We start from the raw sequence: 26,103 nt of genomic DNA on the forward strand, positions 1-26,103 counted from the left end.
ATGTTCTCTCTCCCTTACAAAAGTTTCATTTTTTTATAAATCGCAAAATAACTGATCAAGAACCCGATTACCGCACCTGTACCCATGCCAATGAGATAACCTGCAAAGCTCTCGCTTGCCGTAAATCCAAAATAGCCGAAGCCCATGATTCCTATGATAATAACGATGATCTGCACCGGGCGGTTAAGCGGCTTCCATAAGAAGAAATATCCGTTTCTTTCATTAGACAGTTTGACAAAGCTAATATAGCCGATAATGTAAAAAATGATAGTCATGATAGCCGGAATGACTAAATAATATGGTGAATTCTCAGCCCATTTCGAGTCTACATAAATTATCGGAATGAAATACTGCACCCATTTAGGTACTGGACCATGGATAAAATCTATTGATCCGCCAAAAAGGATCTCCAGGTTGATCGCAGGCAGGCTGATGAGCAAAAATGGCGAAATGGCCACGGTAAATGAGACTAGAAGCTGTGCGAAACTATTGCCTGTCAGAGCTCCTCCTGCCATAACTAGCGAATAAGCCAGCATGCTGATGATCATCATTCCAAGGCTGTAATTGTGAAAATAAACGGCCTGATCAGGCTTCAAAAGCATGATCAGCAAAACAGATAAAACATAACCTATGAGTTGCGGTATCACAATCACCATTCCGCCAGTAAGGAACTTCGCATGAAATATCTGCCCTCTTGTATACGGAAGGCTTAATGTAAAATCAAAAAAGCTCTTGCTACGTTCAATCCCAAGCTGGCTGACCGCCAAAACGACTCCCCAAATCCAAAACAATGAGATAAATGAGCTGTTTAAATAATCAACGCTGAATACGCAGGGGCCGACCCAATTTTCTTTTCCAGTGACACAGCCTTGATAGATGAGATACATATTTAAAATTGATAATGGATTACCCAATATAAAAACCAAAATGGTGATAACTAAGGCGACTTTATTCTGCCGCCACTCTTTGTAAAGCAGTCCTGAATCCGGCAACTCACTTCCCTCCAAACCTAAGGCATTTCTTACACTTTTGTTTTCTTATAAATAGAGAAGTAGCTCACAAAGAATCCAGCCACTGCCCCAATGATCATACCCAAAATATAACCAATAATGGAATGTCCGGTATAGTATCCAAATAAACCAAATCCAAGGATGCCGAAAGCCATAACCAGAATTTGCACCGGACGGTCTAATCTGTTCCATAAGAAAAAGTATCCGTTTCGTTCACTGGGATGCTTTTTGAAGCTTATCAAACCAATCAAGTAAAACAGAATGCTCATGGCAGCTGGAATCATTAAAATATATTTACTATCGATAAGCCAGTCACTTGCAACATAACCAATGGGCACAAGATATAATAAATTGCTCGTCAGAGAGAAATACACCTCCGGGGAAGGGAACATTTCCCATATATTCACACCAAAAACAACTTCAAAGTTTCCAACCGGCAATGCAACAATTAAATATGGCAATACCGCAGCAGCAAATGCCGTTAATAACTGGGCAAAAACATTTCCCGTTAATGCACCAGCAGCCATCAACAAACAATAAGCCATAAAACTAATCACAATTACTCCAACGCTGCTGTGCTCAAAAAAGTAGACGTGTTCAGGGTTATAGACAAGAATCAGCAGCCACGCAAATAAAAAGCCAATTAATTGCGACAGCACAATCACAAAACCGCCTAACCAAAATTTCGTCTGAAAAATTTGGCTTCTGTTATATGGGAGGCTTAATATAAAATCCATCGTGCCTTTCGAACGTTCCATTCCGAGGAAGCAGACCGCCAAAATGACCCCCGGCACCCAGTTGATATCTATTAGATTGCTTCTATGATAATTCACAATAAATTCACAATATTGCGGGTCTTGATGAGCCAGACACCCTTGATAAGACAAATACGTATTAACGATAGAAAGCGGATTTGCCAACACTAAAAACACGATACTTAACAAAATCACCACTTGATTCTGTTTCCACTCTCGATAGAGGAGACCTCGGTCTACCATCTCCGCTTCCCTCCAAACTTCGCAATGAACACTTCTTCCAGGTTGACAGGAAGCTCATTCCATACTTTTGGCTTCAGCTCTCTCAAAAAGCTCTTTTTCTCCTCATCGCTTTTCGGAATCAGCACTGTGTAAAACACGCCGGCCTGATCGAGCATCGGAATGTTTTGCTCTCTGATGGCCAAATTGACATCTGTATCGAAAGCCATTTGAATTTTAATGTATTCTTCTTTTAACTCATCAAGATCCATGACGTTGGTCAGTCTGTTATCTTCGAGAAAACCAATTCGGTTGCACATCCGTTCAATGTCCTCAAGGCGATGGGAGGTGATCAGGATGCTCGTATCACGCTCTGCCACTTCATCGACCATCAGCTGCAGCACATCATGCCTTGTCACCGCGTCTATTCCATCCGTCGGCTCATCCAGAAGGATCAGCGCCGGTCTCGCCGCAAACGACAGAACGAGGGACAGCTGTTTTTTTAAGCCTGTCGACAGCTCGCGATATTTTTTCGTTTCTGGAATTTCGTATCTGTTCATCAGTTCATTCGCGTACGTGACATCAAATTTCGGATATATTCTTCTCAGGATATCGACAAGCTGCTTGTATGTATACTTGTCGTAAAAAGGATTTTGAACAGGCATGTAGATGATATTTTGTTTGACCTTCGGGTGCTTTTTGATTTCTACGCCGTCAAATAAAATCGTTCCGCTGTCAGCGAAAATGATTTGCTGGATTAAGCGAAGCATCGTCGTTTTGCCCGATCCATTGCGTCCAAGCAATCCAAAGATTTCTCCTTTTTCGATTGTTAATGAAACATCTTTTAATACTTGATTGCCGTCAATCGTTTTTGACAGCTGCCGCAGTTCAATCATTTTTTTTGCCTCCCTTCACATCAGCGCTGATTTCCTTTATCCATTCGTGCAGTTTTTCCAGCTCAACCCCTGCATAGTGTGCATCGATGATGAGCTGTTTGAGTTGCTCTTTAATCATCGTCATCTTCCCTTCAACCAGTGTCGTTTTTGCATTCTCCGATATATAGGTCCCTCTGCCCCGCAGCGTTTCAATAATCCCCTCTCGCTCAAGTTCTTTATACGCTTTGCTGACAGTGTTCGGATTCGCAATAATGATCGTTGCCAATTCTCTGACAGAAGGAAGCTTATCACCAGGCTTCATGATCCCTTTCAAACAAAGCTCTTTCATTTGCTGAATAATTTGTTCGTAAATGGGTGTTGAGCTTCTTGGATCGATTTGAATCATTTACTTCCCTACTTTCTATACGATCTGAACCTTTTATAGATAAAAATGATCAATTATACTTTTTTGCCATTCAAAACCGATCATCACGAGAACAAGAAAAAAAGAACAAGCGATCACAGATGCCGCAATCAGCATTGGCACGTTACGTTTGTTTCGTTTTTTATGTTTCATAACTGCCTCCCTTAATGTCAATATATAAATGATTTTATATTAGTGTCTACAGTGTATTACTTCAATTAGTACACTTAATACAATAAATACTTTGACTCACAAAGTCAATCCTTTTTTTACAAAAAAACGGACCCTTTTAAAAGGGTCCGTTTTCCTACACATCAAGAGGGTGCTGCAGGATCATATTATTTTGCAAAGATTGAAGCTGAAGTCTCATTCTGTACAGCTGTTCTCTTTGCTGATCATTTGACGACAGCCATAGTTTATTCAAGGCATTTACCGCATCTTCTAGCTGCATTTGTGCATCACTATATTCTTGATCGTTATAATGCTCTTGTTTAGAAGCGATTTTCAGCTGTTCTTCAGCATAATCATAGGCCTGCATACATTGCTGGAGATGTTCATCTACTGATTGTCTTGTTGCCACAGTAACCCCTCCTCTTGGTAATGGAAATCATCCATCATTCATATTGTAGCCTCATCTGACTTTATTCAATAAAGTAATTTATGGTCGATATTCATTTGTTCTCTTGTGAAATGCGTGCTACAATTTTAGGATGCAATCGTACGCAAGGAGGTACATGAATTGTGATGCAGAACAATCCTTTTCCTTATTCAAATACGGAAAAACGCTATCATACATTGAATTATCATCTCAGAGAACATTTCGGCCATAAGGTGTTTAAAGTAGCGCTAGACGGCGGTTTTGACTGTCCGAATCGGGACGGCACCGTAGCCCACGGAGGCTGTACTTTTTGCAGCGCAGCAGGCTCCGGCGATTTTGCCGGGAACCGGGCCGATGATTTAATTACGCAATTCCATGACATCAAAAACCGCATGCACGAAAAATGGAAGGACGGCAAGTACATCGCTTATTTTCAGGCTTTCACAAACACTCACGCCCCGGTTGAGGTGCTTCGTGAGAAATTCGAATCCGTCCTCGCCTTAGATGATGTGGTCGGCATTTCGATCGCCACACGCCCGGACTGTCTGCCTGATGATGTCGTTGATTACTTGGCAGAGCTGAATGAACGTACGTATTTGTGGGTGGAGCTTGGGCTTCAAACAGTTCATGAACGGACTGCACTTCTGATCAACCGCGCACATGATTTTAACTGCTATGTGGAAGGCGTCAATAAATTAAGAAAACACGGCATACGTGTCTGCTCGCATATTATCAACGGGCTGCCTTTGGAAGACCGGGACATGATGATGGAAACGGCAAAGGCCGTCGCAGATTTGGACGTCCAGGGCATTAAAATTCATCTGCTTCACCTACTGAAAGGCACGCCGATGGTCAAGCAATATGAAAAGGGCAAGCTGGAATTTCTTTCTCAAGATGATTATGTGCAGCTCGTGTGCGATCAGCTTGAGATCATTCCGCCTGAAATGATCGTCCACCGCATTACAGGTGACGGACCGATTGAGTTGATGATCGGGCCAATGTGGAGCGTCAACAAATGGGAAGTGCTTGGCGCCATTAATAAAGAGCTAGAAAATCGAGGCAGCTATCAAGGAAAGTTCTTTCAGCGCCTTGAGGAGGAATCAGCGCTATGATTTTGAAGAAAATTCTTCCTTATAGCAAAGAACTGCTGAAAATGGCCGCGGGAGAAGGAGATATTGTCGTAGATGCGACAATGGGTAACGGACATGATACACAGTTTTTAGCGGAGCTTGTTGGTGAAAACGGTCATGTGTACGCATTCGACATCCAAGAATCAGCCGTGGCCAATACAAAGGAACGGCTCGGTGACATGTATCAAGCGCGAACAACGTTATTTCACAAAAGCCATGATAAAATCGCTGAATCTCTTCCGCCTGAAACACATGGCAAAGTGGCGGCCGCGGTATTTAACCTCGGCTATTTGCCGGGCGGGGACAAATCAATTACGACAAACGGAAGTTCCACGATCAAAGCAATTGAACAGCTTCTCAGCATCATGAAAGACGAAGGTCTGATTGTTCTCGTCGTCTATCATGGCCACCCGGAAGGCAAAGCTGAAAAAAACGACGTGCTTGAGTTTTGCCGGGACTTGGACCAGCAATCAGCCCGTGTATTAACATATGGATTTATCAATCAGCAAAATGACCCGCCATTTATTGTCGCCATCGAAAAAAAAGCTCAGATCAGCAAATGATTTGAGCTTTTTTCTTTGAGTTTTTCATCCAGGACATTTTTTGAAATTTCCGGTAGGCTCTGCCGTTGATATAAAAGAAAAGGGAGGTTTTTCCGCTGGCTTTGATCAGCTTCTTTGCGAGCCGGCCCATTTCCTTTTGGCCTGCCACTTTATCATCTGACAAATAAACACCAAGCAAGCCGCGATTGATTAAACGATGGAAGTTTTCATGCGGAATGCCTTGTAGATGCTCGTCGGCTTTATGGATAAAGTGTTCAAGCCGATTCATCATCTCTTCATGAGACTGATAATACGAGCAGAAATTCAAGTCTCCTTCCAGCAAGTCCTCCTCTTGATCAATCAAATAATCAAGAAGAATATGAAGACCCTGTATGTAAGGAAAATAACTGTCGCGGATTTTTTTAGCGGTGCTTTCTGTGAAATCAGGCTGGAACGAATACGCAACCAGACAGAAAATGCCTAACGTTGAGCCTGCACAGGCTGAAAATTCATACCATTCCATCTCAGGCAGCTCTGATTCATATTGAGTAAACCACTTTTCAAGCCGCGGAACACGCTCATGCTCAATAACGTGCTTATGCACCTGCAAATCGCAATAATAGCCGCACAGTTCAAGCAGATAAGGTTTAATCAAGTCATAGTGCTCAATGGAACCAAGGACACGCTGGCACGTTTTGACCAGTTCGTGCAGATATCCGCTGTCATCCTGTTCTTCCCTGAATTGATAATAATTTTGCAGTTCCGCTCCCACTGTCAGTGCGTCCTGCATTGAGGCATGGAGCATCCGAAAATCCTGCGGGTCCAGCGAGGTGCTGCGGTCACATAGATTGTCCAAATAATCACTAATCGTTTGATACGCGATGATAAACTCGACACATTTCTGCTTTTGGCTGCCTGACAATAAGGCCAGTATGCCGCCGCCTTCACAGTGAAACGTTTTGTCTCGAATACTTGCGGTTGCCTGTGCTTTCAATTCACTGTTATGAATCGATTCTGATTTTTGCTTCCATATGTCCAGCTCTTGATGAACGAGCGGAAAAATATCTCGATATACCTTTGCCATCAATCCAAAAGGATGTTCCGGTACTGTCAACACATGCACCCCCTACTAGTTCAAATATATTGATCAGTAAACGCTCTTGCTGCTTTAAAGACATCTTCTCTCTCGGGTTCATTGAAGATCTCATGGTAAAGCCCTTCCCACTCTCTGTATGCTTTATTATGAGAAGCAACACCATTAAACCACTTGATGACCATCGTTTTGTCAACAAGCTTGTCATCACCGGCTTGCATCACAAGAAGCGGAACTTTCAAAAATGCCTCTGTCGGCACCATTGCCGATTCAATTGTCTTTAAAAGCTCTCTGTACCATCTGACAGAAACTTTCCTGACGTATAACGAATCATTTTGGTCAGCCTCGATGACGTCCTCATTGCGCGTCGCCATATCAATTGATAATCCCGAATCAACCTTAAGTGACGGAGCGATGACATTCAGGCCTTTTGATGCAAGATCAAGCGCTTTATTGACTTTAATTTGCAGTCCGAGACACGGTGATGATAAAATAATTCCCGTAATCCGGGGATTTCTTTGCTGTTTAACCCATTCAATCGCGACCAGACCGCCCATGCTGTGACCTAGCAGAAAAACCGGCAGATCAAAGGTTCGCGCTTTATCTATCCAAGCATCTACTTCATCAATGTATTCTTGAAACGAGCGAATATGCCCTCTCGCTCTTGTCGTTGTTCCCTGTCCAGGCAAATCGCCCATGACAACGTGATAACCCGAAGACCGCCACATTTCAATCAGCCATTTATATCGTCCGTGATATTCACTTGCCCCGTGAATGATTACAATCACTGCAACAGGTCTGTCTGCTTTCCAGGTCCACATGCTCTTCACCTCATACGAAATTTAAATAGAGAAAGAAGGATGAATCTTATGATCTACCCTTATAAGGAACACAAGCCAGATATCCACCCAACAGCCTTTATAGCTGATAATGCAACAATTACCGGTGATGTCGTTATCGGAGAACAGTCCAGCATTTGGTTTTCTGTTGTCATAAGGGGAGATGTTGCACCGACCAGAATCGGAAACAGAGTCAATATCCAGGATTTAAGCTGCCTTCATCAAAGCCCGAACAAGACGCTACTCATTGAAGATGACGCCACGATAGGCCATCAGGTTACACTTCATAGCGCTGTTATCCGCAAGAACGCCTTAATCGGCATGGGCTCAATCATTTTAGACGGAGCCGAAATTGGCGAAGGCGCTTTTATTGGTGCCGGCAGTCTTGTCCCGCCCGGAAAAATCATTCCGCCTGGCCATCTCGCCTTTGGCCGCCCTGCAAAAGTCATCCGCCCTTTGACGGAAGAAGACCGAAAAGATATGCAAAGAATACGGTCAGAATATGTAGAAAAGGGCCAATATTATAAATTTCTTCAACAAACATAAGACCTGCTTCGTCTTACTTTACCATTTTTCAAATTATATTTGAAAGCAATAACCATCGTTAACCCGGACGTCATAACAGTTCGGGTTTCGATTTTTCCATAAAACGTTCACATATAGCATGAAACGTATGACTTTTATCTTATCACAAAACTATAAACAGCCTCTGCAAAAACACATACCTATTCTTTCCTGTTCTCTATTTTCTATGAGCACACACAAAAAGAGCCCACTGGGAGCTCTTTTTGTCAGCTGATATTTCGTTCGCTGGCAGCTGCTGCATTTTTTTTGTGAAACCCTTTTCCATAGTACACAGCCAGCAAGATGAGAAACCATATCGGCCCGATAATCACGGCTACTCTTGTATCAGGGCTGTAAGCCATAAGAATGACCACGAATGCTAGAAATGCCAATGACACATAAGACGTAAACGGAAATAAAGGCATTTTGTACTTTAATTGTTTCTTTTCTTCAGGCTTCAAACTTTTCCTGTATTTGATTTGAGAAAGCAAAATGATTGCCCACGTCCAAATCGCTCCGAACGTCGCAATACTTGTAACCCAAGTAAATACCTTCGCAGGGACAACATAGTTTAACAGCACTCCGACTAATAAAGCCCCCGCTGAAGCCAGAACAGCTTTACCCGGGATGCCGCCTTTCGTCAGCTGACCATATGCTTGTGGCGCCTCTTTCTGTTCTGCCAAGTTAAACAGCATCCGCCCTGTGCTGAAAATACCACTGTTGCATGAAGACAGCGCGGCAGTCAACACGACAAAGTTAATGATACCTGCGGCTGATGGAATGCCCACTTTTTGAAATGTGAGAACAAATGGACTTCCTTGAGAGCCAATTTCCTGCCACGGATAAATAGACATAATGACAAATAAAGCGCCTACATAAAAAATCAAAATCCGCCAAAATACTGTATCAATTGCTTTGGCTAACGATTTTTGCGGGTTTTTCACCTCGCCAGCCGTCACCCCGATCATTTCAATCCCTAAATAGGCGAACATCACCATTTGAAGTGACAATAAAACCCCTTTTATTCCATGAGGGAAAAATCCACCGTTGTTCCATAAATTGCTGATTCCAGTTGCAATGCCCCCATTGCCGACTCCTGCAATAATCATCAATAAACCGACAGCAATCATGGATAAGATCGCAACAATTTTAATCAATGCGAACCAAAATTCCAGCTCACCGTAAGCTTTGACAGCCAGGAAATTAACACCCGTCATAATGACCAGCGCCGATAATGCCCAAATCCAGTTTGGCACGTCAGGAAACCAGAACCCCATATAGATGCCAACAGCAGTAATTTCGGCCATACAGGTGACAACCCATAAAAACCAGTAGTTCCACCCTGTTAAATAGCCTGCAAGCGGTCCCAAATAGTCACGCGCATACCTGCTGAAGGAGCCTGCGACCGGTTTTTGAATGGCCATTTCCCCAAGCGCTCTCATAATAAAAAACATGACCAGGCCGCTTGCGGCATACGCTACCAAAATACCAGGCCCTGCTAATTGAATAGCTGATGCGGAGCCGAGGAACAACCCTACTCCTATAGCAGCTCCTAAAGACATTAAAGAAATATGCCTTTCTTCGAGTCCGCGGTGCAGCTCTTGTTTTTGTTTTTGCATGCTTTCTTCTCCCCTAGAAAAAAATATCATTAAATCATTTTTCTGAATATTTCGTATGAATTGGGTAAACCAATGATGATGGAGAAATAAAAGGATAACAACAAGGCTTTCGACTACTCGAAAGCCTTGTTGTCTGTTACACAAAGATGACTTCTTTAGGCTGATGGCTCAGCTCTTCAGGCATATACCGTTTTTCAATATTGATGCTGTGCCAGATCATAAAGATCAGTACAGTCCAGATTTTACGGCTGTTATCAGCCTTGTCCGCACAATGGTCTTCAAGAAGCTGAAGGACATAATCCTTATGGATATAAGCATCCGTTTGGCTTTCCTGAATAATATTCCGCACCCATTCGTTCATTTCATTTTTCAGCCAATGACGGATCGGTACAGGGAAACCAAGCTTTTTGCGGTTTAATACGTGCTCAGGCACAATTCCTTCAGCGGCTTTGCGAAGAAGATACTTCGTCGTGCCGTTCTTCGTTTTCAGCTCATCAGGAATTTTTGAAGCGACGTCGAATACGACTTTATCCAAGAACGGCACACGCAGTTCCAAAGAATTCGCCATCGTCATTTTATCCGCCTTTAACAAAATGTCGCCGCGCATCCAAGTGTGGATATCGACATACTGCATTTTGTTGATATCGCTGTACGAGCTGCTTTCTGTAAAGTAAGTCTTCGTCACATCGCGATATGAAAGGTTCGGATTATAATGCTTCAACAGCTGCTTTTTGACAGACTCTTCAAAGATTTTCGCGTTACCGATATAACGATCCTGAAGCGGAGTACAGCCGCGCTCAAGCAGGCTCTTTCCTCTCATACCTTCAGGCATAACGGCAGCAACGTGCAGAAGCATCTTTTTCAGGCCGGACGGAATGCGTTCAAACGGTTTAAGCGAAAGCGGCTCACGGTAAATGTTATATCCACCGAAGAGCTCATCCGCTCCTTCACCTGATAAAGCAACCGTTACATGTTTTTTCGCTTCTTTTGCAACAAAGTACAACGGAATCGCTGCCGGATCAGCAAGCGGGTCATCAAAATGCCATACGATCTTCGGAAGCTCATTCATGTATTCCTCAGGCGAAATGACTTTGCTGATATTTTCAATGCCCAGCGCCGCTGCCGTTTCTTTCGCTACATCAACCTCACTGAAGCCCTGCTGTTCAAAGCCGACAGAGAATGTTTTTAAGCTTGGATGAAATTCCTTCGCAACAGACACAATAAAGGAAGAATCAATCCCGCCAGACAGGAATGAACCGACAGGAACGTCACTTCTCATATGAACGTTTACAGAGTCATAGATCGCGTCTCGGACTTCTTTCACAAGCTTGTCTTCTTCAGTCTGAACCGGCTTGAAGTTCGCTTTGAAATACGTTTTGAATGTGATATCGCCGTCCGGGCGGATTGTGAACTGTGAACCCGGCTCTACTTTTTTCACATGGGCATCAAGCGTGCTTGGTTCAGGAACAAATTGGAAAGACATGTACTGCTGTAATGCCTCTTTATCTATTTCAATATCATTCTGAGCAACCATTAAACTTTTTCTCTCTGAGGCAAAATAAACCTGATCATTGATTGTTGTATAGTACAACGGTTTAATGCCGAATGGATCTCTTGCTCCATAAAGCACATGATCGTTTTTATTCCAAATCAGAAAGGCAAACATACCGCGCAGTTTGGACGCCGCTTCTTCTTTATAGTGACGGTAAGTCGCAAGAAGAACCTCTGTGTCCGAATCCGTGTTGAATGTGTACCCCTTTGCTTCAAGTTCTTCTCTCAGTTCAATATAGTTATAGATTTCTCCGTTAAAGATAATCCAATATGTTTCATCTTCATATGATAAAGGCTGTCCGCCATTTTCTACATCAATAATGCTGAGCCGTCTGAATCCGAAGCCGACGTGCTCATCATGGAAATATCCATCACTGTCAGGACCGCGGTGAACGATCATTTGGTTCATTTGTTTGATTAGTTCTTCTTGATCAGCGGTTTGAGCTAACGGATGCTTGTTAAAAACCCCGACAAATCCACACATAGTATTGCCTCCATAATTAAAATTGTCATCATTGAACCCCTATTTATAGACGCTGTGAATAGTATTTGGTTTCACAGTTATGTAAAAAAATAAACATGAATACAACGATAAAAAAGGGAAAGCCGCTTAACCAGTAAGCGGCTATAAAATTATTCTCCTAACGCTTCTTTACGCAGCTGCTCCGCTTTGTCTGTACGCTCCCAAGGAAGGTCAACATCGTGACGTCCAAAGTGGCCGTACGCAGCAGTTTGTTTGTAGATCGGACGGCGCAAATCAAGCATTTTGATAATGCCGGCAGGTCGTAAATCAAAGTTATTGCGAACAACTTCAATCAGTTTTTCCTCAGAAGCTTTTCCGGAACCGAATGTGTTGATTGAGATTGACACAGGCTGTGCAACACCGATCGCGTAAGCAAGCTGTACTTCGCAAGAATCAGCAAGCTCAGCCGCAACGATGTTTTTCGCAACGTATCTTGCCGCATAAGCTGCAGAACGGTCTACCTTCGTCGCGTCCTTACCTGAGAACGCGCCTCCGCCGTGGCGTGCATAGCCGCCGTACGTATCAACGATGATTTTGCGTCCTGTAAGTCCCGCATCCCCTTGAGGGCCTCCGATTACGAAACGTCCTGTAGGGTTGATGAAATATTTTGTTTCTTCATCAATCAGCTCTTCAGGAACAACCGGATTGATTACATGTTCTTTAATGTTGCGCTGAATTTGCTCAAGTGTAATTTCAGGGTGATGCTGAGTTGAAATAACAATCGCGTCAATGCGGACTGGTTTGTTATTTTCATCGTACTCAACCGTTACCTGTGTTTTGCCGTCAGGGCGAAGGTACGGAAGAATATCTTCTTTACGGACTTCACTTAGGCGGCGGGCTAATTTATGGGCAAGTGAAATTGGAAGAGGCATAAGCTCTTTCGTTTCGTTGCACGCATAACCGAACATTAATCCTTGGTCACCCGCACCAATCGCTTCAATTTCTTCGTCGCTCATTGTGCCTTCACGGGCTTCAAGCGCTTGGTCTACGCCCATCGCGATATCAGCAGACTGCTCATCAATTGATGTTAAAACCGCACAAGTTTCCGCATCAAATCCGTATTTTGCACGTGTGTATCCGATTTCTTTAATGGTTTGGCGAACCGTTTTCGGAATGTCAACATACGTAGAAGTTGTGATCTCTCCGCTTACAAGAACCAAACCTGTTGTCACAGATGTTTCACAAGCAACACGCGCGTTAGGGTCTTTCTTTAAAATTTCATCTAAAATACTGTCAGAAATCTGGTCACAGATTTTATCCGGATGCCCCTCCGTAACAGATTCTGATGTAAATAAACGACGATTTTTACTCATGATTTGCTTCCTCCTGCACAAGGCCTCCCGAAAGACCTTGTATATATGATACGGAACTCGCTCCCTCTTATACAATGTACAGTTATATTAGAGAATGTTAATTGGCATATTTATGAAATAAAAAAACCTTTTCCATCGAGGAAAGGGTTTGGTCTTTGTGCCTTTCACTCTTATCGCTCAAGGAATCATACAACCTTGCAACAGGTTAGCACCTTGGTTGTCTCACTCAGTTGAACATAATAAATAACAGAGAAACCGGTTGCTGGGCTTCATAGGGCCTGTCCCTCCGCCAGCTCGGGATAAGAGTATCCGCTCAATGAAATATCTTATCGTAAAAGGGTTTGCAATGTCAATATGATTCAGAAGAAATAGGCACCTATATTGAGGGAAAACAATGGAAATGCACACACAAAAAATAATAAATAGTATAGACTATTTGAAAATATATGTTATACTAATTCACAATTAGCAAAACACAAAAAACGATAAAGGAAGGTTTCATATGAACTCAGTTGATTTGACCGCTGATTTACAAGCCTTATTAACATGTCCAAATGTGCGTCATAATTTATCAGCAGCACAGCTAACAGAAAAAGTACTTTCCCGAAACGAAGGCATTTTAACATCCACAGGTGCTGTGCGCGCGACAACAGGCGCTTACACAGGACGCTCACCTAAAGATAAATTCATCGTGGAGGAAGAAAGCACGAAAAATAAGATCGATTGGGGCTTGGTGAATCAGCCCATTTCAGAAGAAGCGTTTGAGCGGCTGTATACGAAAGTTGTCAGCTATTTAAAGGAGCGAGATGAACTGTTTGTTTTCGAAGGATTTGCCGGAGCAGACGAGAAATACAGGCTGCCGATCACTGTCGTAAATGAGTTCGCATGGCACAATTTATTTGCGCGGCAGCTGTTTATCCGTCCGGAAGGAAATGATAAGAAAACAGTTGAGCAGCCGTTCACCATTCTTTCTGCTCCGCACTTCAAAGCGGATCCAAAAACAGACGGCACTCATTCCGAAACGTTCATTATTGTCTCTTTCGAAAAGCGGACAATTTTAATCGGCGGAACTGAGTATGCCGGTGAAATGAAGAAGTCCATTTTCTCCATTATGAATTTCCTGCTGCCTGAAAGAGATATTTTATCTATGCACTGCTCCGCCAATGTTGGTGAAAAAGGCGATGTCGCCCTTTTCTTCGGACTGTCAGGAACAGGCAAGACCACCCTGTCGGCAGATGCTGACCGCAAGCTGATCGGTGACGATGAACATGGCTGGTCTGATACAGGCGTCTTTAATATTGAAGGCGGGTGCTACGCTAAGTGCATTCATTTAAGCGAGGAAAAGGAGCCGCAAATCTTTAACGCGATCCGCTTCGGGTCTGTTCTCGAAAATGTCGTTGTTGATGAAGATACACGCGAAGCCAATTATGATGATTCCTTTTATACTGAAAACACGCGGGCAGCTTACCCGATTCATATGATTGACAACATCGTGACTCCAAGCATGGCTGGCCATCCGTCAGCAATTGTATTTTTGACGGCTGATGCCTTCGGAGTCCTGCCGCCGATCAGCAAACTGACGAAGGAGCAGGCGATGTACCATTTCTTGAGCGGTTACACGAGTAAGCTTGCCGGAACCGAACGTGGTGTAACGTCTCCTGAAACAACGTTCTCTACATGCTTCGGCTCACCGTTCCTGCCGCTTCCTGCTCACGTCTATGCTGAAATGCTCGGCAAAAAGATCGATGAACACGGCGCAGACGTTTTCTTAGTCAATACCGGCTGGACCGGGGGCGGCTACGGCACAGGCGAACGAATGAAGCTTTCTTACACTAGAGCGATGGTCAAAGCAGCGATTGAAGGTAAATTAGAGGATGCAGAAATGATAACTGACGATATTTTCGGCCTGCACATTCCGGCTCATGTTCCTGGCGTTCCTGATCATATCCTTCAACCTGAAAACACATGGACCAACAAGGAAGAATACAAAGAAAAAGCAGTCTACCTTGCAAATGAATTCAAAGAGAACTTTAAAAAGTTCGCACATACCGATGCCATCGCCCAGGCAGGCGGCCCTCTCGTATAAAAAACAAAAGCCAAGAGCAATTATGCTCTTGGCTTGTTTTAATTGACGGAATGCAAAGAAGTCAGCTTGTATGTAATGATGGTCCGGCCTTCTTCCCATTGAAGCTTCTGCACTTCAGCTGTGCCTGACTTTTCGCCAAACTTTGTTTTGCGTACATCCATTGGAATCTCCATCGGATATACTCGGTATCCGTCCTTCTCTAACGTGAATATATTCTCATCTATGCGAACTTCTTTTCCTTTTGTCACAATCAGTGTATTAAATTCAACAGGCATTCCCAAAGTGAAATCCCCTTTCGTTCTCTTTTTTCTTTATCATAACATATTTCACTGTCAGCGGTTTTTCATCCATTGTGTGAGCTGCCGTACGATACGCCGGTTTTCTTTTGGCGGGAAATAATGTGTGAATGTACTGTAGTACCATGTCTCCACCGGCTTATGCAGTTGTTTTAGCTTCTCTTCAAATAAATAGGAATGCTGAATCGAAACATTTTGGTCTTTTTCTCCATGGATTAACAGCACGGGAGCCTGAATTTTGTTTACTTGGTCAAACGGTGTCCTCCATTGATATTCCTCAGGCACCTTTTTCGGTGTTCCGCCGATGACTCTTTTCATCATTCGCCGCAAATCCTGCCGCTCCTCGTATGTAAGAATCATATCACTGACGCCTCCCCAGGAAACAAATGAAGCTGCCTGCCTGCCCATTTCGATAGCAGTAAGCATTCCCATAATTCCGCCGCGGGAAAAGCCGAAGATGTGGACTCTATCCTTCTTGACATTTGGGTGCTGCTGAAGCAGGCGAAAAGCAGAAAATGCATCCTCCCTGTCTTCTCCGGCAAAATCCTCATTGCCTTCTCCTCCTTGATTTCCTCTGTAAAAAGGAGCAAACACCACAAACCCTTGGGATGCAAACTGGATAATCCGGCCCGGCCGAACCATGCCCACGCTTTTTATCCCGCCGCGCAAATATAAAAATCCGTCATATTGTCCCGGTTCCGCCGGCTCAGCCAGAAGCCCCTTAACCCGTAATCCATTTGACAGGTAGCAGATCGTATACAAACGCACATGCTGGCTTGGCGACGGAAATCTACTTTTCTCTATAATCAAAACAGCCGCCTCCTTTTTTTCTATATGCTTTCCTTACTCCAAAATTACATCCGGAGAACCTGGTTAGGCATTCACACATTTTTATACCCATCATACGATATGTAAAGCAAAAAAGGATATTAACTATGATGCGAAATAAGGAGGTTGTCTATGTGAACAGATGGTTAAGGCTGGGCTTCGCCTGTGTCGGCAGTATCTTTCTCATGATCGCCCTGGCGGCTTGCAAGCAGGAAGAAACGCTCACCAAAGTCAAAGTAGCTGAAGTGACCCATTCAATTTTTTACGCACCTTTATATGTTGCTGAGTCTAAAGGTTTTTTTAAGGAAGAAGGGCTTGATGTCGATGTGAATACGACCTGGGGCGGAGACAAAACGATGACATCGCTTCTTTCCAACGGCTCCGACATCGCGCTTGTCGGGTCAGAAACATCTATTTATGTCGAAGCGCAAGGGGCTAAAGATCCCGTCATTAATTTCGCCCAGCTGACTCAGACAGACGGAACGTTTCTTGTCGCGAGAGAAGATGTTGAACACTTCGACTGGGATCAGCTGAAAGGAAAAACGTTTCTCGGCCAGCGAAAAGGCGGCATGCCGCAAATGGTCGGCGAGTATGTGCTGAACAAACATAAGATTGACCCGCATAAGGATATAGACCTCATCCAGAACATAGACTTCGCCAATATTGCCAATGCGTTTGCTTCTGGAACCGGTGAGTATGTACAGCTCTTTGAACCGCAGGCTTCTCTCTTTGAGAAAAAAGGCATCGGCCATATCGTGGCTTCATTCGGAGAAGAATCAGGAGAGGTTCCTTATACGACTTTTATGGCGAAACAAAGCTATTTGAAGAAAAATGAAAGCACAGCCGTAAAGTTTACAAAAGCCATTTATAAGGCGCAGCAGTGGGTTGAAAATCATTCTGCGAAGGACATCACAGATGCCATTAAAGATGAATTTGATGATACCGACCCAGACGTCATCGAAACATCCATTGAACGCTATAAAAAACAGCATTCATATTCGCCAGACCCTCTGCTTAACGAAAAAGAATGGGAGCTTCTCCAAACCATTATGGATCAATCGGGAGAACTGCCGAAGCACATTCCATACAATCAGCTTGTAAATAAAGAAATTGCTGAAAAAGTCACCTCGGAGAAATAGGAGGCGCCATCTATGTCTTTCTTACATGTCGACCATGTAACCCATACTTATTTTTCTATTAAAGAAAAAACAACGGCTGTGCGGGATATTCATTTCGATGCCGAAAAAGGCGATTTCATCTCATTTCTCGGCCCAAGCGGCTGCGGAAAAACAACACTGCTTTCCATTATTGCCGGTTTGATTGAGCCATCAGAAGGCAGAGTTCTGATTGAAGGCCGTGAGCCGAATCAAAAAGAACATAATATTGGCTATATGCTTCAGCAGGATTACTTATTTCCCTGGAAATCTATCGAGGAAAATGTGCTTCTCGGTTTAAAAATCGCCGACACGCTGACAGAAGAAAGCAAAGCCGCTGCACTCGGTCTATTGCCGGAGTTCGGCCTCATAGATGTGGAGAAAAAATATCCGAAAGAGCTGTCAGGCGGGATGCGCCAGCGGGCTGCGCTTGCAAGAACACTTGCGCCTAACCCTAGTCTGCTTTTGCTGGATGAGCCATTTTCCGCGCTTGATTTTCAGACAAAGCTGTCTTTAGAAAACCTGGTATTCCGCACATTAAAGGAATATCAAAAAACAGCAGTGCTTGTCACTCATGATATAGGGGAAGCGATAGCGATGAGCGATACGATCTTTTTATTTTCAAATCAGCCGGGCACCATCCATCAGATTTTTACCATTCCTAAGGAATTGGCCGCGATGTTGCCTTTTGACGCCCGTCAGGAACCTTCCTTCCAGACACTGTTTCAAACGATATGGAAGGAGCTGAATTCTCTTGAGAAACAGCAAAGAAACCATTGATCTGCTTCACGAGCAGTATCAATTCAAACAGAAAAAGGAAAAGTGGAAGGTCCATTCCTTTCAGCTTGCCATATTTATTCTCTTTTTCTCGGGCTGGGAAACCTCCAGCAGGCAGGGCTGGATCGATCCGCTGATCTTCAGCTCTCCATCAGCTGTGTGGCGATTATTGCTGGAGAAACTTGGTGACGGTTCTTTACTGTCACACATCGGCGTCACTTTATTTGAAACGGTGCTTGGCTTTTTGCTCGGGACGTTTATGGGCACGTGCCTCGCCGCTTTGTTATGGTGGTCTAACCGACTTGCCAGAATTTTAGATCCGTACCTTGTGATTTTGAATGCAATGCCGAAAGTGGCCCTGGGCCCGATCCTGATTGTCGCGCTCGGCCCCAGTTTTATCAGCATCATTGCGATGGGAGCCATCATCAGCGTCATTATCACAACCATCGTTGTCTATACCGCCTTCCAGGAGGTCGACGAAAACTATACGAAAGTCATGAAAACATTCGGCGCAAAAAAGTGGGTTATTTTTAAAGAAGTCATACTGCCTGCATCCTCCCCCGCGATTATTTCAACACTAAAAGTGAACGTCGGTTTATCATGGGTTGGCGTCATTGTAGGGGAATTCCTCGTTTCGAAGGTCGGATTAGGATATATGATTATTTACGGATTCCAAGTCTTCAATTTTACACTCGTCTTCTTAAGCCTGCTGATCATCGCCATCTTCGCCACTCTGATGTATCAGGGCGTCGAGCTGCTGGAAAAGAAATGGACGAAGGGGAGGACATAAAAAACCCGGCACATGTGCCGGGTTTTTTATTCAATCCATCCAGATTCTTTCAGTTTTTTCAAACTGATCGGAAGTACGGAATCCTTCATAATAAAGCTGAATTTTTTATTGCGGGAAAGGTTCTCCGGAAGCTCGTGAAACAAAACCGGGCCTTTCGTTTCAAAGTAATCAGCTTGCTTTTCAAGCTTTTCTATATCTGCAAAATATATATTTTTTACAATCACTTTTTCTTTTCCGAGAACTTTATACTGTCCGAGATACTTGAGGCTTTTGACTCTCGCGCCCGTCTCTTCCTTTACTTCCCGGAGCGCAGCCTCTTCTGCGCACTCCATCGGCTCTACTTTCCCGCCTGGAAACTCATAGCCTCTGTCCTCATGTTCTGTTAAAAGCCATTTGCCGCCAAAACGGCAAATCACCCAGACATGCTTCGGGCTGTCCGAGAAAGGCTGATCGTCAAAGGAAAGCTGAACAGTATTCTGATAATAATCTTTAAACTCGTACATGTTTATCCCTCAAATCCGTTCCTAGCTATCTTCCATACATCATACCACAGTTACGTTTCTTCGGAAGCCTTTTATCAAAAAATAAGGGAAACCCAGCACGCCGTCAGGTTCTGCATGCAGACTAGCTCGTACAGTTTTTTTGCGATAGCTTTTGCCGAAAAGTGCGACCGACGCTCTGGGCTTTATTATGACCCGCGAACAGGGAAAAGTTACGGTTTGCGCTTAAATTTATTTTTTAACGTTTCTAAAAGATCGACAAGCATCTGAGGAACCGGTATGCCAAGAGAACTGGCTGTCACAACAATTTGCACAGATTCATAAAGAATATAAAACATAATAGCCAAGTCACGAATTGATCCCTCTGTATTCAGCAGCTGATCAAAAAAGTGGCATACAGAGATCAGAGCCAGCGTGACTAATTTTTTGACAAGCCGGGCAAATATCTTCTTAAACGACAGTTTGTGAATAATCGTTTCCTTCAAAGTCGTACTGATAAATTCAATTGCCATAAGAGAGAGCAAAATCAGAAATGAATACTGAAAACCTCCAAAGAAAAAACCCGCTGCTGAAACGCTGACTGCTATTAACGAAAAGATGCCAAAGTCTCTATCCATTTATCCCAACATCCTTTCACAGAAACGGCCTTACGATATTCTATGGAAAACAAGCCGAACGGATTGGATTTTTCAGAAAAATGGACTGGTTGTCGCCTATTTTTCAGATACAAAAAGAAAAGCCGGACGTCTTTTTTAAGACATCCGGCCGTTCTATTTTTGAACTTAACCTAGGTAAGCTTTTAGCATCCAGTTATGTTTTTCAATATTTTGATGGATCGCAAGAAGCATGTCCCCTGTTGTTTCGTCACCGACTTCATCAGCTAAATCCATGCCGTTTTTCAGCTCTTCCGCGATGACTGTGAAATCATCATATACGCTTTGAACCATTTGTTCAGCTGTTTCATTTCCAGCCGCTTCTTTGACAGAAGCCGTTTCTAAGGATTCCTTCATTGTTGCAATCGGTTTTCCGTTCAGCGCCAAAAGACGTTCTGCTAAGTCATCAATATAAGTTGCTGTTTCGTTGTACAGCTCCTCAAACTTTTCATGAAGAGTGAAGAAATCTTTTCCTTTCACATACCAGTGATAATTATGTAGTTTCACATACATGACCGTCCAGTTGGCTACTTGTTTGTTCACTGCTTGAATCAATTGTTCTGACATGGTATCTCCTCCTTGTTATATGACTATGTATACCCTTAATATCGTACGCTAAAACCTCTTTTTTACCCTTATCTGTCATGATTTCTTCTATTATGCTACAATTGTTAAAAAACGGGAGGTGGAATGTCATGACGCTTCTCATTACGATAAGTATTTTGATTGTGCTGGCTGTTTTGCTTGTAACCATTTGGACGACTGTAAAAGCCTATAATGTAAAGCATACCATTGATCCACCACAAGAAAATCACTCTGATTCACACAATCAATGATGATGTGAATGCTCCACTTCTGACTGATTGCTGGCAGCATCGGCGTCTCCGACTTGGACTTTTAAGGTCGGCATGCTATGCTGTTTTTTTGCTGTGACATGGGATTGGACAGTGTATACACCATCTTCCTTAAACGTCGTTTCCAATCGGTATACGCCTTTTTCTTGTTTCGCCTTAAACATTTGGCTGGCGTCTTTTTCCCCTTCTTTCCATACTTCAAACTCTACTTCATCGGCATCCGTCACAGCTTCATCACCATATGATACGGCTGCTTCATAAGCAGCGCTTTCTCCGGGATTTACTTTTTCAGGCCCGGTCAGCTTGACATCCAAAACCTCGGGCGTCTCAGCTGTATTTGCTTTGCTTTCACCAGATCCGCATCCATTAAGCAAAAAAGCAGAAAAAAGCAGAACAACCAACATCTTTTTCATGCCATCACCCTTTCATCGTTTACTTAAATAGTAGCAAACGCTTACAGCAAATGGTACACAAAATATGAGACGTCACAAAAAAGACCTTTTTGCTTAAGCGCAAAAAGGTCCTTTCTATTTTAGCCAAATACTTTTAGCAATTCTTCTTTATCCTGTGAAAGCCAGAAACGCATTAAACGTTTAGCACCTTCCAGATCATGAAGCTTCGCTTGGCCGCACTGCTTTTCATTCGCAGCTGGTATTTCTGTAATCTCTACCGCTTCCTTCATTGTGTCTTCAAGCAGATCAACGATTTCCGCTGATGTCGGCTCTCCGCTCACAACTAGATAATAGCCTGTCTGGCAGCCCATTGGAGAAATATCAATGATATCAAAATGATCGTATTTCTCAGCGTGAGAACGAATCGTAAACGCGAGCAAATGCTCGAGTGTGTGAATGGTGTCAGGCTTCATCGCCTGTTTATTTGGCTGGCAAAAACGAATGTCAAATTTATTTACAACGCCGTCTGTTCCCACTTTATGCACGCCGCAATGTCTTACATATGGAGCAACAACCGCATTATGATCAAGCTCAAAACTTTCTACTGAAGGCATAATGGCACTCTCCTCTTTTTTTAAAATGTAATTTCATTATAACATACTTTTCCGATAAGAATTATTGATTAACTTTTCAATCTGTGTTTTTTTTCTTATACTTGCATCAGAAAGGTTGCTGAAGAAATATGAAAACCCTATTCATCGCTTTGATCAGAGGATATCAAAAATTCATCTCACCCCTGACGCCGCCAACATGCCGCTTTTATCCGACCTGTTCCCAATATGGAATCGAAGCGATTAAAACGCACGGCGCTTTAAAAGGCGGATGGCTGACAATCAAACGGATTTTGAAATGCCACCCGTTCCATCCGGGAGGAGTCGATCCCGTTCCTGAAAAAAAACAAAAACATTAATTGTTATAGCCGTTTACGATAAGATCCAGTTTTCCGGTTTTAGGATCAATGACTAAGCCATGGACCGGAACGTTTTCCGGGAACAGCGGGTGATGTTTAATAACGTCTACGCTGTCTTTCACACTCGCTTCCACTGAATCAAAGCTTTTAAACCATTGATCAAAGTCTACACCGGAGTACTTTATTGTTTCGATGCGTTCTTCCGGAATCCCTCTTGCTTTGATTTTTTCAAGCATGCTTTTGCTGCTGATTTTGCTCATGCCGCAATCGTGATGCCCGATCACACACACCTCATCTGCATTCAGCTCGTACACTGCGACGAGTATACTTCTCATGATGCTTCCGAATGGGTGTGTCACAAGCGCACCGGCACTTTTAATGATTTTCACATCACCATTTCGCAAATTCATCGCATGCGGCAGCAGTTCAACCAGACGAGTGTCCATGCAAGAAAGAATCGCCATTTTTTTATCTGGAAATTTTGATGTTTGATACTTTTCATACTCTCTTTGTTCAGTAAATGTCTTGTTAAATTCAAGAATATCATTTAGAAGACTCATGTTCGTTGTCCCTTTCTATTCTTTTTACTCTTCAATATATCACAACCCTTGTTTATTCGTCATAATAAAAAAAGACAAACCCTCTGGTCTGCCTTATTTCCCCATGTTATAGCGTTTTTTGAACTGCTCAACTCGTCCGCCTTTTTCATTGAATTTCTGGCGGCCTGTATAAAACGGATGCGTGTCAGAACTTACCTCTACTTTAATGACAGGATATGTGTTTCCGTCTTCCCACTCTGCTGTTTCATTAGATGTTTTCGTAGAGGTGCTGAGAAAACGGTAGCCGCTGTTGACATCCTGAAATATCACTTTGTGGTTCTTCGGATGAATTCCTTCTTTCATGTGAATCTCCTTTCAATAAATCGTAATAATTACGTTTTATTTTATAACCTTACAAACGTTTTGTCAATCTTCTTATATCCTTCCCTCTGTTTTCGCATCGTAAACCTCATGGCATTTAAGAATAGGAAGAATAATCTAACCGAGGAAGCAAATAATAAACCCAAAATACATACAGAACGTCTTTTTAGAAAGGTGGTTTACGATTGTGGATGATTTAGTTTTGGCCAGAAGCCTCTTTGGCACGACAATGGGCTTTCATATCATTTTCGCAACGCTTGGAGTCGGTCTCCCGCTGATGATTTTAGTGGCGGAATTGATCTATCAAAAAACGAAAGATGACCATTATGCGATCATGGCGAAAAGATGGACGAAAGCACAAGCCGTTTTGCTGGGGGTCGCCATACCGACCGGAACGATCGCGGGCACTCAGCTCGCGCTTTTATGGCCGGGATTTATGGAAGTCATTGGCCGGGTGATGTCCCTGCCATTTCAAATTGAAATCTATGCTTTTTTTGTTGAAGCCCTATTCATGTCGATTTATGTATACGCTGCAGACCGTTTGTCACCTGCAATGAGGATTGTTGCTGTTTTCTTTGTGTTAGTCGGGGCAGCAGCATCCGCTGTTCTGATTACGAATGTTCATGCTTTTGAAGGAACGCCCGCCGGTTTTAAAATTTTAAACGGAAAAATTACAGATGTTGACCCGTGGGCTGCGTTTTTTAATCCTAGCTTTTTTATCACTGCCGGCCATGTCGTGCTGTCCGCGTTTATGACCGGTGCGTTTATCGTGGCTTCTGTTGCGGCGTATAAAATGATCCGGACGAGGAAAAAGGAAAAGGTCTATCGCTTTCACCGGAAAGCCCTTTTGCTCGCACTGACGATCGGCGGTATTTTTTCATTGCTGACCGCTTTGAACGGACACGAATCTGCACAGATGCTGTACGAATACCAGCCCGAAAAATTAGCCGGAGCGGAAGGCCTGTTTGAAACAAGATCCCACGCCCCGCTCGCTATCGGCGGTTTTACCGACCCGAATGAAGAAAAAGTAAAATGGGCAATCGAGATTCCATGGGCTTTAAGCTTTTTGGCAGCGAACCGTTTTGACACTGTTGTAAAAGGATTAAATGCATTTCCGAGAGATGAATGGCCGCCGCTTTTCATTCACACGCTATTTAATGCGATGGTCGGTGTAGGCATGCTGCTTATTCTTTATTCCATTATCGGTGTGGTCTGGAGAAAGGTGCTCAAGAAAGACCGTTTCCCAACGTGGCTTTTGGTCATTTTCATGACAGCAGGCCCTTTTAGTCTCATCGGCATTGAATTCGGCTGGATTTTCGCATGTACGGGGAGGCAGCCTTGGGTCATCTATCATCTGCTGAAAACGTCAGATGTCGTAACAACGACTGGCTCGATCGGGGTGCTGTTCTTATTTTTCACATTTGTTTATGCCGTGTTAGGCGCAGCTGTCGTCTACGTGCTGCTGTATTATTTCCGCAAGCACCCGGTTGACGAAGATTTAAATACAGCGGAGTCGTAATGGCTCCGCAAACAGGAAACCAAATGGAAGGAAGATCGTACAAATGGAGATTTCAACTGACGCTCTGATCGCCATCTCAATTATCTGGGGCTTTGTGTTTATTTACGCCGTCATGGCGACAATGGATTTTGGAGCGGGATTTTGGTCTATGATCTATTTAAACAAGGAGCATATGAAGGCCACCGATATTGCGAATCGCTTTTTGTCCCCGACTTGGGAGGTCACAAACGTCTTTATTGTGGCCATCGTCGTGGCACTTTTCAGTTTTTTCCCCGGCGCGACATTTGTGCTCGGCACCGTTTTATTAATTCCCGGAAGCATGATTTTACTGCTTTTAGCGATTCGAAGCGGATTTCTCGTGTTTTCAAATACAGCAAAGGAGCGGAAAACGCTAAGATATATTTCCGGCATCTCCGGCTTTATCATTCCTGCTATTTTAATTTTGGTGCTTCCTGTGACACACGGAGGGTTTATAGAAAAAACGGATGGAATCTATAACTTAAATATGTCTAAAATCTTTTCAAGCCCCAACGCCTATTCATTTATCGGGTTTGCGATTTTAAGCACCTTATTTTTGTCCTCGCTGCTGCTTGCAGATGTTTCAAATGTGGCAGAGGAACAGGATGCGTACCGAGCCTACAGAAAAAGCGCCCTGATTACCGGCCCGATTTCACTGTTGTTTGCTGTATGCATTATGGTAACTATGCGGAATGAAGCAAACTGGCTGTACAGCGGAATGATGAATGATTTTTCTTGGATTATTGCATCGTTCATTACATTTGTCATTGCTGGAATCGCTCTTTTTCTGCCTAACAAAAGCTTTGGTCAAAACATCGGAAAACCGCGTCTCGCACTTGTTGCGATTGGGATACAGTATTTTCTCGCAAGCTACGCGTACGGGCGGGCGCATCTTCCGTATATGATTTATCCCGATGTGACAGTCATGTCAGGCTTCACAGAGCCAGCAACGTTCAGAGCGCTGTTTGCAACGTATATCGTTGCATTTATCATTCTATTTCCGGGCTTCTTTTTCTTCTGGAAAATGTTTATGCGAGATAAACGCTATATCCGCCAGGAGGAATAGAGGGCAAGCCAGCCGGCTATACTAATCCAGAACCTTTATAAGGAGGGGATGGCATGGAGCAGAAAATTCTATGTGAGGTCAACAACTGTTCTTATTGGGGCAAAGGTAACAAATGCACCGCTGATGCCATTTATGTTGTCAGCCATACTGGTGAAACGGCTGAAAACAGCCGGGAAACAGACTGCAAAACGTTTAAGCCGCATGATTTGTAATTAAAAGAAAGAG

At 43.4% G+C, this 26,103-nt stretch carries 32 protein-coding genes and 1 riboswitch; of the genes, 12 read left to right on the plus strand and 20 right to left on the minus strand.

Annotated elements, in window-relative coordinates; genetic code table 11:
- Positions 1-14 precede the first annotated feature (14 nt).
- The 6 genes from ytrD to CW370_RS15600 all read right to left on the minus strand — a co-directional run bounded on the left by ytrD (position 15) and on the right by CW370_RS15600 (position 3,863).
- Positions 15-992, minus strand: coding sequence for an ABC transporter permease YtrD (ytrD, locus tag CW370_RS15580; RefSeq protein ID WP_029946122.1), 978 nt, complete (start codon positions 990-992; stop codon positions 15-17).
- A 29-nt stretch (positions 993-1,021) separates the two neighbouring features.
- The gene (gene ytrC, locus CW370_RS15585; protein WP_024572827.1) at positions 1,022-2,008 is read right to left on the minus strand and encodes an ABC transporter permease YtrC; all 987 of its coding nucleotides are present in this window, start codon (positions 2,006-2,008) and stop codon (positions 1,022-1,024) included.
- The gene (ytrB, locus tag CW370_RS15590) at positions 2,002-2,880 is read right to left on the minus strand and encodes an ABC transporter ATP-binding protein YtrB (protein WP_024572828.1); all 879 of its coding nucleotides are present in this window, start codon (positions 2,878-2,880) and stop codon (positions 2,002-2,004) included. The genes ytrC and ytrB overlap by 7 nt, the downstream gene beginning before the upstream one ends.
- Positions 2,873-3,265, minus strand: coding sequence for a GntR family transcriptional regulator YtrA (ytrA, locus tag CW370_RS15595; protein ID WP_003229121.1), 393 nt, complete (start codon positions 3,263-3,265; stop codon positions 2,873-2,875). The genes ytrB and ytrA overlap by 8 nt, the downstream gene beginning before the upstream one ends.
- 33 nt (positions 3,266-3,298) lie before the next feature.
- The gene (locus CW370_RS21335) at positions 3,299-3,436 is read right to left on the minus strand and encodes a hypothetical protein (RefSeq protein ID WP_003229119.1); all 138 of its coding nucleotides are present in this window, start codon (positions 3,434-3,436) and stop codon (positions 3,299-3,301) included.
- Positions 3,437-3,590: 154 nt separating this feature from the next.
- Complete coding sequence (locus tag CW370_RS15600; RefSeq protein ID WP_003229117.1) at positions 3,591-3,863, minus strand: YtzC family protein; 273 nt, start codon at positions 3,861-3,863, stop codon at positions 3,591-3,593.
- A gap of 161 nt (positions 3,864-4,024) precedes the next feature.
- Here CW370_RS15600 and CW370_RS15605 point away from each other — a divergent pair, with 161 nt between their 5' ends.
- Together CW370_RS15605 and CW370_RS15610 are read left to right on the plus strand one after the other, a co-directional pair.
- Positions 4,025-4,993 (plus strand): TIGR01212 family radical SAM protein, encoded by a 969-nt coding sequence (locus CW370_RS15605; protein WP_024572829.1) that lies wholly within the window; start codon positions 4,025-4,027, stop codon positions 4,991-4,993.
- Positions 4,990-5,574: a tRNA (mnm(5)s(2)U34)-methyltransferase gene (locus CW370_RS15610; RefSeq protein WP_014480625.1), complete on the plus strand. Its 585-nt coding sequence runs from the start codon at positions 4,990-4,992 to the stop codon at positions 5,572-5,574. Before CW370_RS15605 ends, CW370_RS15610 begins: the two co-directional genes overlap by 4 nt.
- On the opposite strand, the gene tbcS is transcribed toward CW370_RS15610, so the two are convergent.
- A complete protein-coding gene (gene tbcS / locus CW370_RS15615) occupies positions 5,564-6,667 on the minus strand; it encodes a tetraprenyl-beta-curcumene synthase (RefSeq protein ID WP_101169794.1) in 1,104 nt (367 codons plus the stop codon). The genes CW370_RS15610 and tbcS overlap by 11 nt on opposite strands.
- 20 nt (positions 6,668-6,687) lie before the next feature.
- Positions 6,688-7,467, minus strand: a complete 780-nt coding sequence (gene ytpA, locus CW370_RS15620; protein ID WP_004398545.1) for a phospholipase YtpA — start codon at positions 7,465-7,467, stop codon at positions 6,688-6,690.
- Positions 7,468-7,515: 48 nt separating this feature from the next.
- Here ytpA and CW370_RS15625 point away from each other — a divergent pair, with 48 nt between their 5' ends.
- A complete protein-coding gene (locus CW370_RS15625; RefSeq protein WP_004399093.1) occupies positions 7,516-8,031 on the plus strand; it encodes a gamma carbonic anhydrase in 516 nt (171 codons plus the stop codon).
- A 245-nt stretch (positions 8,032-8,276) separates the two neighbouring features.
- On the opposite strand, the gene alaP is transcribed toward CW370_RS15625, so the two are convergent.
- The 3 genes from alaP to metK all read right to left on the minus strand — a co-directional run bounded on the left by alaP (position 8,277) and on the right by metK (position 13,055).
- Positions 8,277-9,668: an alanine permease AlaP gene (gene alaP, locus CW370_RS15630; RefSeq protein ID WP_024571819.1), complete on the minus strand. Its 1,392-nt coding sequence runs from the start codon at positions 9,666-9,668 to the stop codon at positions 8,277-8,279.
- A gap of 136 nt (positions 9,669-9,804) precedes the next feature.
- Positions 9,805-11,703 (minus strand): asparagine synthase (glutamine-hydrolyzing), encoded by a 1,899-nt coding sequence (gene asnB / locus CW370_RS15635; protein WP_004398625.1) that lies wholly within the window; start codon positions 11,701-11,703, stop codon positions 9,805-9,807.
- Between the two features lie 149 nt (positions 11,704-11,852).
- Complete coding sequence (metK, locus tag CW370_RS15640; protein ID WP_003229102.1) at positions 11,853-13,055, minus strand: methionine adenosyltransferase; 1,203 nt, start codon at positions 13,053-13,055, stop codon at positions 11,853-11,855.
- 167 nt (positions 13,056-13,222) lie between these two features.
- Positions 13,223-13,361, minus strand: a riboswitch (SAM riboswitch).
- Between the two features lie 196 nt (positions 13,362-13,557).
- On the opposite strand from metK, the gene pckA reads away from it, so the two are divergent.
- Positions 13,558-15,141, plus strand: coding sequence for a phosphoenolpyruvate carboxykinase (ATP) (gene pckA / locus CW370_RS15645; protein WP_029726916.1), 1,584 nt, complete (start codon positions 13,558-13,560; stop codon positions 15,139-15,141).
- Positions 15,142-15,179: 38 nt separating this feature from the next.
- On the opposite strand, the gene CW370_RS15650 is transcribed toward pckA, so the two are convergent.
- Together CW370_RS15650 and CW370_RS15655 are read right to left on the minus strand one after the other, a co-directional pair.
- Positions 15,180-15,422 (minus strand): DUF2584 domain-containing protein, encoded by a 243-nt coding sequence (locus tag CW370_RS15650; protein ID WP_004398611.1) that lies wholly within the window; start codon positions 15,420-15,422, stop codon positions 15,180-15,182.
- 51 nt (positions 15,423-15,473) lie between these two features.
- Positions 15,474-16,247 carry an alpha/beta hydrolase family protein gene (locus tag CW370_RS15655; RefSeq protein ID WP_024572899.1) on the minus strand — a complete coding sequence of 258 codons (774 nt, stop codon included), beginning with the start codon at positions 16,245-16,247 and terminating at the stop codon, positions 15,474-15,476.
- Positions 16,248-16,399: 152 nt separating this feature from the next.
- Here CW370_RS15655 and CW370_RS15660 point away from each other — a divergent pair, with 152 nt between their 5' ends.
- Genes CW370_RS15660 through CW370_RS15670 form a run of 3 tightly spaced genes read left to right on the plus strand, consistent with a single transcriptional unit; the run spans position 16,400 to position 18,986 of the window.
- Positions 16,400-17,404, plus strand: coding sequence for an ABC transporter substrate-binding protein (locus CW370_RS15660; protein WP_024572900.1), 1,005 nt, complete (start codon positions 16,400-16,402; stop codon positions 17,402-17,404).
- Positions 17,405-17,416: 12 nt separating this feature from the next.
- Positions 17,417-18,199: an ABC transporter ATP-binding protein gene (locus CW370_RS15665; RefSeq protein WP_003229092.1), complete on the plus strand. Its 783-nt coding sequence runs from the start codon at positions 17,417-17,419 to the stop codon at positions 18,197-18,199.
- On the plus strand, positions 18,174-18,986 hold the full coding sequence (locus tag CW370_RS15670) for an ABC transporter permease (RefSeq protein WP_014477740.1): 813 nt from the start codon (positions 18,174-18,176) through the stop codon (positions 18,984-18,986). Before CW370_RS15665 ends, CW370_RS15670 begins: the two co-directional genes overlap by 26 nt.
- A gap of 26 nt (positions 18,987-19,012) precedes the next feature.
- On the opposite strand, the gene ytkD is transcribed toward CW370_RS15670, so the two are convergent.
- From ytkD to CW370_RS15685, 3 genes are all read right to left on the minus strand, one after another.
- Positions 19,013-19,489: an RNA deprotection pyrophosphohydrolase gene (gene ytkD / locus CW370_RS15675; RefSeq protein ID WP_003229087.1), complete on the minus strand. Its 477-nt coding sequence runs from the start codon at positions 19,487-19,489 to the stop codon at positions 19,013-19,015.
- A 209-nt stretch (positions 19,490-19,698) separates the two neighbouring features.
- A complete protein-coding gene (locus tag CW370_RS15680) occupies positions 19,699-20,103 on the minus strand; it encodes a phage holin family protein (protein ID WP_024573054.1) in 405 nt (134 codons plus the stop codon).
- A 165-nt stretch (positions 20,104-20,268) separates the two neighbouring features.
- Entirely contained in the window at positions 20,269-20,706 is a 438-nt protein-coding gene (locus CW370_RS15685; protein WP_003229083.1) for a Dps family protein, read from the minus strand.
- Positions 20,707-20,834: 128 nt separating this feature from the next.
- On the opposite strand from CW370_RS15685, the gene ytzI reads away from it, so the two are divergent.
- Positions 20,835-20,975: a YtzI protein gene (ytzI, locus tag CW370_RS15690; protein ID WP_003229081.1), complete on the plus strand. Its 141-nt coding sequence runs from the start codon at positions 20,835-20,837 to the stop codon at positions 20,973-20,975.
- Here ytzI and CW370_RS15695 read toward each other — a convergent pair.
- Both CW370_RS15695 and CW370_RS15700 read right to left on the minus strand, forming a co-directional pair.
- Complete coding sequence (locus CW370_RS15695; protein ID WP_024573053.1) at positions 20,969-21,406, minus strand: FixH family protein; 438 nt, start codon at positions 21,404-21,406, stop codon at positions 20,969-20,971. The two genes, ytzI and CW370_RS15695, sit on opposite strands and share 7 nt — an antisense overlap.
- A gap of 119 nt (positions 21,407-21,525) precedes the next feature.
- Entirely contained in the window at positions 21,526-21,999 is a 474-nt protein-coding gene (locus CW370_RS15700) for an S-ribosylhomocysteine lyase (protein WP_003219361.1), read from the minus strand.
- A 128-nt stretch (positions 22,000-22,127) separates the two neighbouring features.
- Between CW370_RS15700 and yidD the strand changes: the two genes are divergently transcribed.
- Complete coding sequence (gene yidD / locus CW370_RS15705; RefSeq protein WP_003229076.1) at positions 22,128-22,355, plus strand: membrane protein insertion efficiency factor YidD; 228 nt, start codon at positions 22,128-22,130, stop codon at positions 22,353-22,355.
- Here yidD and CW370_RS15710 read toward each other — a convergent pair.
- Positions 22,352-22,915 carry a beta-class carbonic anhydrase gene (locus tag CW370_RS15710; protein ID WP_003229074.1) on the minus strand — a complete coding sequence of 188 codons (564 nt, stop codon included), beginning with the start codon at positions 22,913-22,915 and terminating at the stop codon, positions 22,352-22,354. The genes yidD and CW370_RS15710 overlap by 4 nt on opposite strands.
- A gap of 93 nt (positions 22,916-23,008) precedes the next feature.
- The gene (locus tag CW370_RS15715) at positions 23,009-23,257 is read right to left on the minus strand and encodes a type B 50S ribosomal protein L31 (protein WP_003219346.1); all 249 of its coding nucleotides are present in this window, start codon (positions 23,255-23,257) and stop codon (positions 23,009-23,011) included.
- Between the two features lie 205 nt (positions 23,258-23,462).
- Between CW370_RS15715 and CW370_RS15720 the strand changes: the two genes are divergently transcribed.
- The 3 genes from CW370_RS15720 to CW370_RS15730 are packed head-to-tail and all read left to right on the plus strand — an operon-like array spanning position 23,463 to position 26,090.
- The gene (locus CW370_RS15720) at positions 23,463-24,794 is read left to right on the plus strand and encodes a cytochrome ubiquinol oxidase subunit I (RefSeq protein ID WP_003229073.1); all 1,332 of its coding nucleotides are present in this window, start codon (positions 23,463-23,465) and stop codon (positions 24,792-24,794) included.
- A 43-nt stretch (positions 24,795-24,837) separates the two neighbouring features.
- The gene (locus CW370_RS15725) at positions 24,838-25,878 is read left to right on the plus strand and encodes a cytochrome d ubiquinol oxidase subunit II (RefSeq protein ID WP_015714571.1); all 1,041 of its coding nucleotides are present in this window, start codon (positions 24,838-24,840) and stop codon (positions 25,876-25,878) included.
- Between the two features lie 53 nt (positions 25,879-25,931).
- Positions 25,932-26,090: a DUF1540 domain-containing protein gene (locus CW370_RS15730; RefSeq protein ID WP_003229069.1), complete on the plus strand. Its 159-nt coding sequence runs from the start codon at positions 25,932-25,934 to the stop codon at positions 26,088-26,090.
- The last annotated feature ends 13 nt before the right edge of the window (positions 26,091-26,103 follow it).

This window comes from Bacillus sp. SN32 (assembly GCF_002837495.1).
Taxonomy (GTDB): domain Bacteria; phylum Bacillota; class Bacilli; order Bacillales; family Bacillaceae; genus Bacillus; species Bacillus subtilis.

What these genes read in the sequence shown, in the direction of transcription:
- ytrC (WP_024572827.1), bottom strand. Translation starts at nt 2,008, where the DNA reads ATGGTAGACCGAGGTCTCCTCTATCGAGAGTGGAAACAGAATCAAGTG.
- ytrB (WP_024572828.1), bottom strand. Translation starts at nt 2,880, where the DNA reads ATGATTGAACTGCGGCAGCTGTCAAAAACGATTGACGGCAATCAAGTA.
- ytrA (WP_003229121.1), bottom strand. Translation starts at nt 3,265, where the DNA reads ATGATTCAAATCGATCCAAGAAGCTCAACACCCATTTACGAACAAATT.
- CW370_RS21335 (WP_003229119.1), bottom strand. Translation starts at nt 3,436, where the DNA reads ATGAAACATAAAAAACGAAACAAACGTAACGTGCCAATGCTGATTGCG.
- CW370_RS15610 (WP_014480625.1), top strand. Translation starts at nt 4,990, where the DNA reads ATGATTTTGAAGAAAATTCTTCCTTATAGCAAAGAACTGCTGAAAATG.
- ytpA (WP_004398545.1), bottom strand. Translation starts at nt 7,467, where the DNA reads ATGTGGACCTGGAAAGCAGACAGACCTGTTGCAGTGATTGTAATCATT.
- CW370_RS15625 (WP_004399093.1), top strand. Translation starts at nt 7,516, where the DNA reads ATGATCTACCCTTATAAGGAACACAAGCCAGATATCCACCCAACAGCC.
- alaP (WP_024571819.1), bottom strand. Translation starts at nt 9,668, where the DNA reads ATGCAAAAACAAAAACAAGAGCTGCACCGCGGACTCGAAGAAAGGCAT.
- asnB (WP_004398625.1), bottom strand. Translation starts at nt 11,703, where the DNA reads ATGTGTGGATTTGTCGGGGTTTTTAACAAGCATCCGTTAGCTCAAACC.
- metK (WP_003229102.1), bottom strand. Translation starts at nt 13,055, where the DNA reads ATGAGTAAAAATCGTCGTTTATTTACATCAGAATCTGTTACGGAGGGG.
- pckA (WP_029726916.1), top strand. Translation starts at nt 13,558, where the DNA reads ATGAACTCAGTTGATTTGACCGCTGATTTACAAGCCTTATTAACATGT.
- CW370_RS15665 (WP_003229092.1), top strand. Translation starts at nt 17,417, where the DNA reads ATGTCTTTCTTACATGTCGACCATGTAACCCATACTTATTTTTCTATT.
- ytkD (WP_003229087.1), bottom strand. Translation starts at nt 19,489, where the DNA reads ATGTACGAGTTTAAAGATTATTATCAGAATACTGTTCAGCTTTCCTTT.
- CW370_RS15680 (WP_024573054.1), bottom strand. Translation starts at nt 20,103, where the DNA reads ATGGATAGAGACTTTGGCATCTTTTCGTTAATAGCAGTCAGCGTTTCA.
- CW370_RS15685 (WP_003229083.1), bottom strand. Translation starts at nt 20,706, where the DNA reads ATGTCAGAACAATTGATTCAAGCAGTGAACAAACAAGTAGCCAACTGG.
- ytzI (WP_003229081.1), top strand. Translation starts at nt 20,835, where the DNA reads ATGACGCTTCTCATTACGATAAGTATTTTGATTGTGCTGGCTGTTTTG.
- CW370_RS15695 (WP_024573053.1), bottom strand. Translation starts at nt 21,406, where the DNA reads ATGAAAAAGATGTTGGTTGTTCTGCTTTTTTCTGCTTTTTTGCTTAAT.
- CW370_RS15700 (WP_003219361.1), bottom strand. Translation starts at nt 21,999, where the DNA reads ATGCCTTCAGTAGAAAGTTTTGAGCTTGATCATAATGCGGTTGTTGCT.
- yidD (WP_003229076.1), top strand. Translation starts at nt 22,128, where the DNA reads ATGAAAACCCTATTCATCGCTTTGATCAGAGGATATCAAAAATTCATC.
- CW370_RS15710 (WP_003229074.1), bottom strand. Translation starts at nt 22,915, where the DNA reads ATGAGTCTTCTAAATGATATTCTTGAATTTAACAAGACATTTACTGAA.
- CW370_RS15715 (WP_003219346.1), bottom strand. Translation starts at nt 23,257, where the DNA reads ATGAAAGAAGGAATTCATCCGAAGAACCACAAAGTGATATTTCAGGAT.
- CW370_RS15725 (WP_015714571.1), top strand. Translation starts at nt 24,838, where the DNA reads ATGGAGATTTCAACTGACGCTCTGATCGCCATCTCAATTATCTGGGGC.
- CW370_RS15730 (WP_003229069.1), top strand. Translation starts at nt 25,932, where the DNA reads ATGGAGCAGAAAATTCTATGTGAGGTCAACAACTGTTCTTATTGGGGC.